This window comes from Thermodesulfovibrionales bacterium, assembly GCA_035622735.1.
Taxonomy (GTDB): Bacteria; Nitrospirota; Thermodesulfovibrionia; order Thermodesulfovibrionales; family UBA9159; genus DASPUT01.
The window spans coordinates 1-12379 of the sequence record DASPUT010000135.1 but is presented as its reverse complement, the minus strand read 5'-3'; the positions used below and the strand labels follow the sequence as shown (position 1 = coordinate 12379).

Sequence of the window (12379 nt, the reverse complement as noted above, 5' to 3'; positions counted from 1 at the left end):
ACATTTAGCTGGACCACTTTTAGGGGCATCTCCAACTCACGCCCGCACTCTAATTACGAGTGGCACAATTTTCGGGGGGCAGGTCCGAACATCTTGAAAGAACGTGGATAGAAACCAAACCGCCCTCAGCGCAATAGTCCTTCCTGAAATCAAACATCGTTTCAAGTTTTGAAAACTGTTATATACTCCTTCTAAACAAGATGATTTCATTCTGCAGAACTCTGTTGACACCTGATACAGTTTCATTATATTGTTTATGGTGGATGCATATGAAGAAGGAAGAAGGAAGAGAGTCTTCGCGCTAGGGGACGGAAAGTAAAAGGGGTGAACCCAGCCTCATTACTTCGTAAAGCAGATAGCGTACAGGCTCAAGAGTCTCTGTCGTTTCAACATGAAAGTAACCCTCGTCTCTATCGGGGGCTCACGCGCAAACTCGTTGACTATCAGAGTGAGCTCGGGATACAGGCCGACTTGCTAGAGCTGCTCGAAGAATCGAATACAAAGTATCGAGACCTTTTCGATAATGCACCTGCCGGGTATTTAATCGTTGACCGTAACGCTGTGATACTTGATGCGAACCTCGCGGCTGTGGAACTTCTGGGAGTTGAAAAGGACCTCATGATAAAGATGCCTCTTACCACATTCATTCTGAAGAAATATTTTGAGACATTTTTTAGACACCTAAATCAGGCACGTTTGATGTTGACGCCCTCCCATTGCGAAGTGATTATCAGGCGAAAAAACGCTGCTCCTTTTTATGCACATCTGCAAACGGTAAAGGCCGAAGATGGTAAAGGCTTACCCTCCTTCAGAATTGTGGTTTGCGACATCACCGAAAGCAAGATGCTTGAGAAGCTAATAAGACTGGAATGTCGGCCTATTAAGCCGAGGAACCGAACCCTGTCGACCCGCAAGGAGAAAAAGAGCGCGACGCAACATTGAAGTCTTTGACAATCTGGAGCGGCCTTTGCCGACACTTGAGGCAATGGTTTCCTTCTGTACTCCAGACAGGATTACAGCTTCCTGAAACTGTCATTAAGTCGGTGAATCCAACTCCTCCGCAGTAAGCTTTTCGGGAGCTTTTCCCAACTCCCTTTGTCTAATCAGATGGTCTTTCTTAAGAAAAGCAAGACCTAAAAAAAACCCATCTGAAATATTTGATGGTTCCCCGCCATGTCCGCGAAATCGTAACGACGTTACTGCCCTTAGCTTCTCTCTAAAGCTGACGGAGCAGACACAACATCGGAAATGTTGAATGGACCGATGCACCTTAGTTTAGTTTTTCTGGAAGGGGAGAATTCCTGATGGACTCCTTGATTCGCGCCTCATGTTAATCACTCCCACTCGTGCCCGCAAGCCGCAAAAACAAAGTCCTCAAAACGTTCATCGATTTCTATCGTTAACATTGACACCCAAGGTTCTCAGTGTTAATCTGAACGCAGAGTGTTAACATTAGTTTTGACTAGTTCTCGTAAGGTATCGAAATAAGAGACGTTGTAGTCTGAAAGGAACCTGAATGTTCGTGCCACTTCTAACTGCGATTCATGTCACAACAATAGTTTTATGGATAGGGGGCGTTGCATTCGTAACTATAATAATCTTTCCTTTGCTCTTGGGTATGGAAGATTCCTTTGAAAAAGTTCTTCTCTTTCAGCGTGTGGAGAACAAATTTGCGAAGCAAGCTAGGATATATGCTTGGACTGCAGGAATCACAGGAGGCCTTTTACTTTACCTTACGGGAGAGCATAGAGAAGTTTTCACAATAAACACACTTGGACCAACAGTAATGCTCATAGTGTGGTTATTTTATATCCTTGTTCTAACTTTCGAGAAGAAGATTTTTGCTGTTCTTTTCAGCAAGCCAGACAAACTTGATGCCGCGAAGGTCTTCCTAAGACTGAATATCTTTCATTGGGTGATTCTCGGACTGAGTCTCACAGCAGTCTTTGTTGGGGTATGGACGGGTCACGGCGGAAGATTGTAGAACCTCAGCTGCACAAAGGCAAGCCTGATAGCCCATCCCCTCCAGTTTGCAGCATTCACTTTTCATCTTAGTCGTGGTCAGCAGGCACTAGCTCCCCCGCAAACCGCTCGACCAGGTGGGCGAGGTATTCGATATCGATATGTTCTTCCGCACTCTTGTCGAACAGAAGCTTGCAGTCGGCATCGAACTCTTCATCGGCAACCCAAAAGGAGAGATAGAGTGGTACGTTGGGCAGAATGTCGAAACGGCAGACATAGTCGGCCTTGACCTTACCTTCGGTTTCGCTGCCTCCCAGTGCCGCACAATGCTGTTTCAAGCTTTTCAAGTCTCTCTTGAAGCGGGCGGCAATTTTCTTCTCCGCGTTGCTTTGGAAGGCCTTCACCAGAGAGGCGGTATGAGGGAAGAGCCCAAGAGAAAGCCATTCCCCGGTCAACGGCCTTCTTCCCTGTCGGCGCACGTAATCGTAAATAATGATCTTTGCCCATAAATCCCGGCAGTATGCATTATTCTGGAATAAACCGTCTTTACGCAGTTCGTAAACTGTACTGATCATTTTCACCATGATCGCTTCCCTGCCGTCCACGGCTTTATAATTTCCCCCGATAGCTTCGGCTGTCTCTTTGAAGTCTACCCCAACTGCTCCTTGTTCGAGTTCCTGACTCACCTGCTCATAACTGCTGAAAGGCGACGAGCCCGAACGCGGTTGACCCTCATGAAGGGTCTCTCCCGCCATAAGAGGACATTCGGACAGGCATGCCTGAGACTTCTTCACCTTCAGTGCAAAAGCCATACAGGTAGATACGCCGCACTCGCTGCAGTTTGTTCCTGGAAGTTTTTTATATATCTCAATCACACGCTTATTGTAGCAAAGGGAACCTTTAAGCGCCTATGATAGAAATCATGCAGGCTCGGAGTATGCCGCTGTCCGAATGCCTCTAAATATAGAATAATCATGAGGCAATCTTTTTAGTTGACAGTCCAGCAATCTTGTGATGAATGTCGGCATAAGTCAACTCGCTCGCACTAAGTTCTCAAGGGGACTTTTCCCTCCCCTTGTCTAATCAACCAGGCTGAGATGGTCTTTCTTCAGAAAAGCGGGGTCTGCCCCTTCACCTCTCTTCTCTTGACCCGCTCGAATACACGAATCTTTCCGTACTCGCCGTCAAAACCCGGTTCGATATTTACCTCGCCTTCTCTCACCTTCGACACCGCTCTGGCAATCTCGGGGGTCCCGGCTTTTTCGATATCGGCGAAAGGACAGTCCATGAGTATCCGGAACTCGTTCCCGAGCGTTTCGAGGAGGCTGAAGTATCGCTTCTCCACCGCCTTGCTGTTTGCGCCCACTTTCAGCGTCTCCGCGATGATCTCGGTCAGGGGAATGAGCGAATAGAAGGGCGGCGCGTTTTTCGGCCTGAAACCCTCCCTCCGGTCTGCGAGTTTCTCCACCCGATGCATGACGCCGACCGTAACCTTTTTCCCGCATACGGGACAGAGGTAGTTATGGGTTACGGTTTCCTTTGGAGTAAGGCTTACCCCGCATGCCCTGTGTCCGTCATGGTGATACTTCCCTTCCTCAGGGAAGAACTCGATGGTCCCGCTGAATCCTCTCCTTGTCTTAACCGCATCCATGATCGCCCTGTAGGAAAGATCTGTCTCGAAGATATTTGCCTCACGGCCCAGTTTGGCAGGCGAATGGGCATCTGAATTGGATATGAGTGTTATCCTGTCGAGAGCCGAAAGACGCCAGTTCATGGAGGGATCGGACGACAATCCCGTCTCTATCGCATGGACATGAGGGGTTAATTCCTCAAAGCATTCTTCGAGAGAGTCGAACCCTGACGCCGCGCCGAATACGGAAAAATGAGGGGTCCAGGCATGCGCAGGAATAAACAGGGCATCGGGAGAAGCTTCCAGAACTATCTTCAGGAGCTCTTTCGCATCCAGCCCGAGTATCGGCCTTCCATCAGAGGCTATGTTGCCGACAGCTGAGAGAGCCACGCTTATCTTCTCAGCGCCGGCAAAATCGGGGACGAAGAGAAGACAATGCACCTTTTTTGTCTTCTCCGACTTACGATAAATACAGCTTATCTCCGCAGAGAGGAGAAAGAAGACATCGGCCTTGCACGCTGCCGGGACGTCGTGAGATCGGAATTTCTTCTTCAAGCGGAAGAGCCCGTTCGCAGCGGGCTCAATCTTCTCCTTGAGTTCGCGAATCCACTGCGGATGGGTGAAGTCACCGCTGCCGATTACCGATATTCCCTTGAGCTGTGCCCATCTCCAGATCGTTTCAGGAGACATGTCCCTGCTTGTCGCTCGCGAGTATTTCGAATGGATATGGAGGTCAGCGATGAAACGCATCGTAAATTATACCATGACAAATAATCTAACGAAGGGGTACATTAGAGCTCATCGGCAGACGAAGAAAGTTTATACGGTACCTTATAAGAAATTAAATCTGGAGAAAACCCTGAGACATTAAAGTCTCCGGCATAAGGTAGCGAACCACCACAGCAATCCTACGTATGGAGGTCCCCTTTATCCGCCCTCCGTCAATGATAATCCGGCATTCTCAAAATCCGGCCAATCCCATCGAATCCCGAACGAGCCTCATGGTTTCCCGCGCAACGGTCTTCGCCCTTTCCGTACCGCTCCTGACAACATCAGATACCATACCCGGGTTGTTGAGGAGTTCGTTCCTCCTTTTCCATATCGGCTCCAGAACTCTGAAGACATTCTTTATAAGGATCTTCTTGCAGTCGATGCAGCCGATTTCTGCTGTCCTGCATCCATGGGCGACAAACTCCTGTTCCTCCTTTGAAGAAAAAATCTTATGGAGGTGATACACCGGCGAGAGCTCCGGGTCTCCGACGTCCGTCCTCCTCTTGCGAGCAGGGTCGGTCATCATCGTTCTTAACTTCTGCTCCACGATTTCCGGGGGATCAGAGAGATAAATGGCATTGTCGTAACTCTTCGACATCTTTCTCCCGTCGATGCCCGGAACCTTCGGAAACTCCGTGAGGAGTGCTTCGGGCTCGGGGAAGACTTCTCCATAGAGGTGATTGAATCTTCTCGCGATCTCTCTTGAAATCTCGAGATGGGGGACCTGGTCAATGCCGACAGGGACATACTTGGCCCTGTAGATGATAATGTCAGCCGTCTGCAGCAGCGGATACCCGAGGAAGCCGTATGTGGAGAGGTCTCTGTCCCTTAATTCCTGAATCTTCTCCTTATAGGTCGGGACCCGTTCAAGCCAGCCAAGGGGCGTAATCATCGAGAGCAGGAGGTGCAATTCTGCATGTTCGGGAATCTCGGACTGGATAAATAAGGTGCATTTGTCGGGATTGAGCCCGACAGCGAGAAAATTAACGAGAAGGTCCTGAGTCGATTCTCTGATCACCTGCGGGTTTTCGTAACCGGTCGTGAGGGCATGCCAGTCGGCGACAAAATAATAGCAATCGTACTGCTCCTGCAATCTCACCCAGTTCTGGAGAGCTCCCACAAGATTTCCGAGATGGAGCTTTCCGCTCGCCTGCATGCCGCTGAGAACTCTTTCCACGCCAGCCTCCATACGAAGATCCGATTTGCGTACTATTATTCATGTATCACTGAGGGTCTGTCAAGAAATGCAGCGATGCGAAGGCTCATAAGAAGGTCCCGGTACTTATCTGCACCCTTTCCCGATGATTCGCAGCCACTCTCAGCCGGGACCGAAGGGAGAAAGGACACCATTCCGTCATCGAGGGAGGATAAAGAAGAAGTTGTTTCCATACTGTGTGGCCTCATATCCGACCATCCCGCCGTGTATCTCGACCGCGTTCTTTATGAAGGCCAGCCCATGTCCCGTGCCCGGCCTGTCTCCGACATTGCTGCCGCGGAATTCCTCCTCAAAAATCCTCTCCCGCTCCTCAGCCGGAATATGAGGACCGCTGCTGAAGACATTATATTTCACGCCGTCTTTTCCGGGACTGAAGAAATCCCTTATTACCTCACGTCCGTATGCTATATATTTCTTTTTTTCGCCGGCATCGGCAGTTATTTCCTCCGTGTACTTGACCGCGTTCGAAAAAAGATTGGCATATACCTGAGCCATGAGGCCGACGTCGACGACGCTGATAACCTCCTCGTCGGGTATCCCGCTGAACCGGTCATCTACCGAGATACCGGCATTCCGAAACTGTTCCATGTACCGTTCGAGTTGAGGCTGGACAACGTCCCTCTTCATGTTGCACTGCTTCGTGCGAAGGGTGAGGCGTCCCTGGTCAAAGTGGCTCCTCCGGAAAAGGGTCTCGAGGAAGAGACTCATGTTCCGGTAATGTTTTTCGATGTTGTCGAGCTCCTCCGTCAGGCTCTGATTCACGTCCGTCAGGTCAGCAAGGATTGTCTCTATCCGGCAACCATCCTCCAGCAGCTTCGAAGAACAGCCGGAAAGGACCTTCTCTATTTCCAGGTTCTTTGTTATCTTTCCTTTCAGTCTCCTCAGAAAGAGCTTGTAGACCATGTTGGGTACGATGATGTTATGTTCGATATCGGCGACCAGGGAACGGATGAACCGCAGGTGCTCGATGTTCTTCTCTACGAGGAAGCGGTTATGGATGTTGAATCCGAGACGGTTCGCATACTTCTCGAAAAAAAGCTCCTGATGGGCACCGAGACCCCCGGCGGGATAAATCTCGAGCAGACCGAGAATGTCGCTGCTCGTCTTGAACGGGAGCTGGTCGATGAGAAACTTCTTGCCCCTGATGGTCAGTACGAGGCTGTTCTCCGTATAGTAAGGGTGTTCCTGAGGCCCCACACCGCTTGGAGGCGAACGATGTAATCCCTGTTCAGGATCCTCGGTTTTCGAAACGAGGGAAAGGTCACCGCTTCGGGGATCTACGACGTAAAGCCTGGCCTCGAGGCCGAAGAATCCTTTCGGAACCGCAACGCAGAGCCGATAAAAATCCTCGATGCCGTCGAATTCCTGCGCCAGGTCAAAGAAGGTCATTAAGGCGTTATTTTCTGTTTGAATGAAATTATATGCCACGTAATCGGTTTTTTTGCTGCCGATCCGCTCAAGTATATGATTCAGTGTCATGTATCCCGCCGTCTCCTCCGGAGATCATTCTCTCCTCGTTATCCCCATTATACCAAATCCCCTTTTCATCGCTGCGGGTAAGAACAGCGGCATTTTCGTAAACCGGAAAGGCGTTTAGAGCAACGGTGGGTCAGAGAGATTCGGCGACTTCTTCGGGTAGGGGTCTCGGTCTAAAATTCCTGTCGACACAGACCAATACCGTCTTTGCCTCGACCACGGTGACATCGTTTTTCAGGATGCGCTGGGAAAACCGAAGTGCCGTAGCCCTCACCTTTTCGGCCCTGGTGAGTATCCTGAGGATGTCCTGATACTGTGCCGGCGATTTATACTCTATCTCAACTCTCGCAACGACAAAGAACGTACCGTTCTCGGCCATCTTTTTCAGATCCACGCCTCTCCCTGAAAAAAATTCCGTGCGTGCCTCTTCGAGATGCTTCAGATAATTTGCATAGTAAACGACTCCGCCGCAATCGGTGTCGTGATAGTAGATTCTCTTTTCGAAGGAAACCTCGTCCATGCCGGACTCTATTTTACCTCAACAACGAGAAAAATATGTTAGTCTACTCATAATGCTTCAGCCATCTGGTTCGGGCGTATTTTGATGCCGAGACTCCGGGGTCATCATCTCATCTGTCTCCACTTCTTTCATGGAACGGGCTACGATGAGGATTTTGTCGTCAATCTCATGAGAGTCACCGAGTCCCTAAGGCACGAAAAGATCGAAATCGTCCATGGACCAGATGACGTCTGTAGAAAATGTCGGCACCTTGAGCGAGAACGGTGCGGATACAGTGAGGACGCAGACGGGGAAATGGAGCGGATGGATAGTCTGGCCCTGAGACTGCTGACGGCCTCCCGGGGAGAACGGATCGAATGGGATGTGATACGGAAACGGCTGCCGGGACTGTTCTCCGGGTGGTATGAATCATGCTGTACCGGCTGCGACTGGAGACGTGCTTGTGAGCAGGATGCCCTTTACAGAGAATTACGGATGGGGCCGTGAGGATTCATCCGCAAAGAACCGCTCCTGCCATTATGGCCTGCCCGCAGGCTCATCCCCGAGCGCGCTTGCGGGCGATGTGCGAACCGAACTGAGGCTTTTTGTTTCCGCAATGAGCCATCTTCCATGTTCTTTTCTCAATACGAGCCTCAGGCGCAAGGGAGTTTTCACGTCACCGATTATGTAGCCTGTCTCGTTTCCCTTCGTCGCTATAACCCTTAACATGAATTCGGCCGTCGCTTCACCGTCTTCAACACGAATCATCAGATCCTCATATTCAACAGTGATGTCAGAAAGGGTCTTCAGTTGCCGCTTCAATTCTTCCCCGAGAGTGAGGTATGACATGCCGTATTCGTCATGGTAGGCGTACGATATCTTCGCCATGACCCCATCAACGTCTCCGGCCTCCATGGCCTTAACTTCCTCCTTCAGCGTTCTTCTGATCCGGCTCTCATCAGACGGCCAGAGAAGCCAGGCTGTCACTACAAGGAGAGACAGAATGAGGAAAACGATGCGCCATCTCTTATCCGTATTCATAGGTCTTCTACAAGCTTATCACAATACATGCCATCAGTCTCAGGAGCGCTTTAAATCTTTTTCTCCCGAAAAAACCTTCGTTTCTCCCAAATTGACTTTCCTCTCGGTCTTCAGGTAAATTCGTATCGTGGCAGGGGCAGGGATCAAGAAGACCACGGCGGAAGACATCAGGAACAAAATCAGACTCCTGAACCTGCTCAACACCTTCGTTATTCTCTCTTTTCTCTTCGTCGTCATCAGGTATGTCGACAGTCCCTTTCAGAAATGGTTGAGTTTTCTGCCGGATATGTCGATCGCCCTTATATTGATTCTCGTCGCGGTCCTCGCGGTCATAGGCCTCTATCTCTCGAGGGTCCTCTCAGGACAGATCATTCACGAAATCGAAGACTACAGTGCAAAGCTCGACAGCGTCCTCACGCTCACTCGTGACGTCAGGGAAGAGATGTACGGCGATATCCTTCTCAACAAGATCCTGGACTGTGCGCTTGCCGTTACCAGGTCTGCGGCAGGCTCCATCCTACTCTTGGACGGAGAAGGCCTCGTCTATAAGATCGTGAAGGGCTTCCCTTCCCAGGAACTCCTCGGAAGGGATATCCCGAGGGACGCAGGCATCGCGGGCTGGGCATTAAAACAAGGGGAGCCTGCCATAATCGGAGATGCGCAGAAGGACGAAAGATACAATTCGGATATTGACGAGTTCCACGGATACGCGGCGCGCTCGGTTCTCTGTGTCCCCCTTAAGACAAAGTCATCGCCCATCGGTGTTATCGAGATTATGAGTAGGGAACAGGATTTCTTCATGATGAGGGATCTCGAGATGATATCCTACCTCTCCGACCAGGCGGCTCTTTCGATCGAAAGGTCGAAGTTCTTTGATGATCAGAGGAACTACGAGATTCATCTCACGGACATACTCATCGACACGCTCGACCGTTTCATATCGGACCGGGAGGGCCATTCAAAAAGAGTCGCACGGTTTGCCACGGTCATCGCAACGGCCCTCAATTTTTCCGAGGAGCGAAAGAGGAGGCTCTATTTCGCTAGTCTCCTCCACGACATCGGGTTCTTGCGCCTCGGTCCGGAAAAGAACTCCCAGAAAGAGTCCTATACCCTGCATCCGGTAACGGGCTATGATATGCTGAGCCCGATAAGTTTCTATAAAGACATCGCTCCTTTCATACTCCACCACCATGAGAGATACGACGGGCTCGGATATCCCGGGAACCTCAGGGGCGATAAGATCCCTCTCGAGTCGAGAATAATTGCGATCGCAGAAGCGTTTGATTCCATGGTTGACAAGGTGTCTTACAAGGCTTCCGTAGCATTCGATGACGCCTTGAGTGAACTGGTGAAAAACAGGGGGGGGCAGTTCGATCCGGAGCTGGTCGACCTCTTTATAGCGAATGTCAAGCCCTTAGACTAGGGTCGTCGCTTCTGCAGCCGTATGGTTCATAGAATCTTCGACGCTGTCAAAGAAAGGCTTCTCGCCCGGTTGCCGGGGGAGCGGTTCGGCCCCCGCATGCAGAGGCCCCTCGGAATCGGAGCTGCCGGAGATAAGACCTTCCCCGTGGACAAGATTGCAGAGGACATCGTCATCTCCGAATTCGAATCGAGCGGGCTTCCCTTCACGGTTATTTCCGAAGAAGGAGGGTACAGGGAGATACATGGCGGCGGACGGAAAGTCCTCATTGATCCCATAGACGGGAGCAAGAATGCTATCTCGGGAATACCCTTTTACTGTACATCTATCGCCGTCGCGGAAGGCGACACTATCGGCAGCATCGAAACGGCGTTCGTGCTGAACGTAATTACCGGTGATACATTCCTGGCGGAGAAGGGCAAGGGGGCATTTCTCAACGATGAAAGAATATCCACGCAGAAGGACGAAAGATTTTCTCTCATCGCCTACGAAGCTGAGACGCCCGGCAAGGACATCCCCGGGATCATCCCGTTGCTATCGAAGTCGAGTAAGACGCGGTGTCTCGGGACCACCGCCCTCGACCTCGCTTACGTCGCATACGGCTCCGTAAGCGTCTTTGTCTGCCCTTCCCCTTCGAGGAGTTTCGATTTTGCCGGAGGATGGCTTCTCGTGGAAGAGGCAGGCGGTATTTTTTCCGACTTGCGGGGGAATTCCCTGGAAGGTATCGAACTGGGGCTCAGGAAGAGCACACCGCTCCTGGCTTCAGGGAACAGGCAGCTCCATGATAACGCATTGCGAATCCTCGGGGGCGGTTGAATGCTTGAAGACATGTTCGGTGGCTGTAGGGTAATGCGGCTGGCCTGTTCTCTGCCGATACTGATAACGTCCCGTTTGCTGGTCATGTCTCTGTGAAACACCCCCTGAAGCGTATTCCCCTCTGGGGGGCTGAGATTCGGTTCGTCCTCCTTGATATGGACGGAACCCTCCTTGATAAACACTTCGACGATTATTTCTGGGAACACCTCGTGCCCGAAAAGTATGCGGAGAAGTTCGGCATACCTTTCAACCGGGCAAAGGAAGAACTGCTCCTGAAATACAAACACCACGAGGGCACGCTTAACTGGACGGACATCGATTTTTGGTCGAGGGAGCTTGACCTCGACATCCCTGCGTTAAAAGAGCAGATAAGGCACCTCATCGAGGTTCACCCTGGTGTGGAGGATTTCCTGAAACTGCTGAAAGACCATGAGAAAAGAGTCTACCTCGTGACGAATGCGCATCTCAAGGTTCTCGATCTGAAGATGAGGAAGACAGATATCGGCAGACACTTCGATGCCTGCATCACGTCCTTCGAGATAGGCTATCCCAAGGAGGATATGCGGTTTTGGGAGAAGGCGGAGAAGAGAATCGGCTTTGACAGGACGAGAACTCTCTTCATCGACGACACGGAGGAGATACTGAAAACGGCACGCCGATTCGGCATACGCTATCTTCTTTTCAAGACACTGGCCTCTTCCCGGAAGAAGCCTTCTCCGTCAAAAGAGTTTCTGACAATAGGCGACTTCACAGATCTCCTCCCGTAAAAGGTGCGAGAATCCAACAGGGTGTAATCCTAAGGAAGCCCAAGGTGTTGAGACATCGTCTCTTGGTTCTAACCTGTTAGGAACGAAAGGAAGGCTTTCATGTCCGGGAATACGCCGGTGATCGGAAGTGGGCCTTCGGGGCCGCCTCTAAGAATAGCGGGTTGGACTGGTATGGCCTCGAGAATCTCTCGAGGCCATACCTTCACCATCAATTATTCGAACTTTATCGCCTCAACGGGACATGAGTTCGCCGCTGCCTCACAATCACAGCTTCCGCACTTGTCAGCCCCGATAACCCAGGCCTTGTCGTCCCTAAGCTCGAATACCTCGGGACACAACTCAACGCATGTCCCGCAGCCGATACAGAGATCCATGTCAACAACCGGTACCGCCATGTTTCCTCCTCCTTCTTTCTGTATTGCTGGCATTGATGCCATCACTGAAACCACATGAAATGCCGTCCCAAAAACTCTTTATTATAAATATTCCCCTGCCGGAAGGCAACAAGGCCTTTCACGATCAAAAAAAATAAGCCCGGAAGAGATCAGAACAGCCCCCTCTCCCCGGCCCGGCGCATGAGTTCCTCTATGGCTCGCCTGCCCTCGTCACCCAAATCAAGGGTATATCCATTTACATATAACCGGATATGCTTTTCTATCACCTCATCATCGAGTTCCCGGGAATGGGACTTGATATATGTCTTTGTCTCCTCGCGGTGAGAGAAGGCATATTCGACGCTCTCCCTGATATATTCATCAATTGTCCTTACCACCTGCCCGCC

14 protein-coding genes are annotated in these 12379 nt (G+C 50.7%); 6 read left to right on the top strand and 8 right to left on the bottom strand.

Features of this window, described 5'->3' with window-relative positions; translation table 11 throughout:
* Nucleotides 1-471 precede the first annotated feature (471 nt).
* The gene (locus VEI96_07345; protein ID HXX57801.1) at nt 472-942 is read left to right on the top strand and encodes a PAS domain S-box protein; all 471 of its coding nucleotides are present in this window, start codon (nt 472-474) and stop codon (nt 940-942) included.
* 574 nt (nt 943-1516) lie between these two features.
* The gene (locus tag VEI96_07340; GenBank protein HXX57800.1) at nt 1517-1984 is read left to right on the top strand and encodes a hypothetical protein; all 468 of its coding nucleotides are present in this window, start codon (nt 1517-1519) and stop codon (nt 1982-1984) included.
* Nucleotides 1985-2051: 67 nt separating this feature from the next.
* Here the strand turns inward: VEI96_07340 and VEI96_07335 are convergent, their stop codons facing one another.
* From VEI96_07335 to VEI96_07315, 5 genes are all read right to left on the bottom strand, one after another.
* The gene (locus VEI96_07335; protein HXX57799.1) at nt 2052-2717 is read right to left on the bottom strand and encodes a DUF3786 domain-containing protein; all 666 of its coding nucleotides are present in this window, start codon (nt 2715-2717) and stop codon (nt 2052-2054) included.
* 353 nt (nt 2718-3070) lie between these two features.
* Entirely contained in the window at nt 3071-4342 is a 1272-nt protein-coding gene (locus VEI96_07330; protein ID HXX57798.1) for an endonuclease Q family protein, read from the bottom strand.
* 211 nt (nt 4343-4553) lie between these two features.
* On the bottom strand, nt 4554-5540 hold the full coding sequence (gene trpS, locus VEI96_07325; GenBank protein ID HXX57797.1) for a tryptophan--tRNA ligase: 987 nt from the start codon (nt 5538-5540) through the stop codon (nt 4554-4556).
* A 177-nt stretch (nt 5541-5717) separates the two neighbouring features.
* Entirely contained in the window at nt 5718-7058 is a 1341-nt protein-coding gene (locus VEI96_07320; GenBank protein ID HXX57796.1) for an ATP-binding protein, read from the bottom strand.
* A 130-nt stretch (nt 7059-7188) separates the two neighbouring features.
* Nucleotides 7189-7575, bottom strand: coding sequence for a YbgC/FadM family acyl-CoA thioesterase (locus VEI96_07315; protein ID HXX57795.1), 387 nt, complete (start codon nt 7573-7575; stop codon nt 7189-7191).
* A gap of 84 nt (nt 7576-7659) precedes the next feature.
* On the opposite strand from VEI96_07315, the gene VEI96_07310 reads away from it, so the two are divergent.
* Nucleotides 7660-8061, top strand: a complete 402-nt coding sequence (locus VEI96_07310; protein HXX57794.1) for a DUF1284 domain-containing protein — start codon at nt 7660-7662, stop codon at nt 8059-8061.
* Nucleotides 8062-8091: 30 nt separating this feature from the next.
* Here VEI96_07310 and VEI96_07305 read toward each other — a convergent pair whose 3' ends face one another.
* A complete protein-coding gene (locus tag VEI96_07305) occupies nt 8092-8595 on the bottom strand; it encodes a hypothetical protein (GenBank protein HXX57793.1) in 504 nt (167 codons plus the stop codon).
* Nucleotides 8596-8722: 127 nt separating this feature from the next.
* Between VEI96_07305 and VEI96_07300 the strand changes: the two genes are divergently transcribed.
* From VEI96_07300 to yrfG, 3 genes are all read left to right on the top strand, one after another.
* Nucleotides 8723-10018 (top strand): HD domain-containing phosphohydrolase, encoded by a 1296-nt coding sequence (locus VEI96_07300; GenBank protein HXX57792.1) that lies wholly within the window; start codon nt 8723-8725, stop codon nt 10016-10018.
* A 21-nt stretch (nt 10019-10039) separates the two neighbouring features.
* The gene (locus VEI96_07295) at nt 10040-10831 is read left to right on the top strand and encodes an inositol monophosphatase family protein (GenBank protein HXX57791.1); all 792 of its coding nucleotides are present in this window, start codon (nt 10040-10042) and stop codon (nt 10829-10831) included.
* Nucleotides 10832-10923: 92 nt separating this feature from the next.
* Nucleotides 10924-11598: a GMP/IMP nucleotidase gene (yrfG, locus tag VEI96_07290; protein ID HXX57790.1), complete on the top strand. Its 675-nt coding sequence runs from the start codon at nt 10924-10926 to the stop codon at nt 11596-11598.
* A gap of 212 nt (nt 11599-11810) precedes the next feature.
* On the opposite strand, the gene VEI96_07285 is transcribed toward yrfG, so the two are convergent.
* On the bottom strand, nt 11811-11993 hold the full coding sequence (locus tag VEI96_07285) for a ferredoxin (GenBank protein HXX57789.1): 183 nt from the start codon (nt 11991-11993) through the stop codon (nt 11811-11813).
* A 149-nt stretch (nt 11994-12142) separates the two neighbouring features.
* The coding region (locus VEI96_07280) for an MqnA/MqnD/SBP family protein (protein ID HXX57788.1) at nt 12143-12379 on the bottom strand (237 nt) is incomplete at its 5' end.

Excerpts from the sequence above, each read along its gene's own strand:
- VEI96_07340 (HXX57800.1), top strand. The coding sequence starts at position 1,517 with ATGTTCGTGCCACTTCTAACTGCGATTCATGTCACAACAATAGTTTTA.
- VEI96_07335 (HXX57799.1), bottom strand. The coding sequence starts at position 2,717 with ATGGCGGGAGAGACCCTTCATGAGGGTCAACCGCGTTCGGGCTCGTCG.
- VEI96_07330 (HXX57798.1), bottom strand. The coding sequence starts at position 4,342 with ATGCGTTTCATCGCTGACCTCCATATCCATTCGAAATACTCGCGAGCG.
- VEI96_07320 (HXX57796.1), bottom strand. The coding sequence starts at position 7,058 with ATGACACTGAATCATATACTTGAGCGGATCGGCAGCAAAAAAACCGAT.
- VEI96_07315 (HXX57795.1), bottom strand. The coding sequence starts at position 7,575 with ATGGACGAGGTTTCCTTCGAAAAGAGAATCTACTATCACGACACCGAT.
- VEI96_07310 (HXX57794.1), top strand. The coding sequence starts at position 7,660 with ATGCCGAGACTCCGGGGTCATCATCTCATCTGTCTCCACTTCTTTCAT.
- VEI96_07305 (HXX57793.1), bottom strand. The coding sequence starts at position 8,595 with ATGAATACGGATAAGAGATGGCGCATCGTTTTCCTCATTCTGTCTCTC.
- VEI96_07295 (HXX57791.1), top strand. The coding sequence starts at position 10,040 with ATGGTTCATAGAATCTTCGACGCTGTCAAAGAAAGGCTTCTCGCCCGG.
- VEI96_07285 (HXX57789.1), bottom strand. The coding sequence starts at position 11,993 with ATGGCGGTACCGGTTGTTGACATGGATCTCTGTATCGGCTGCGGGACA.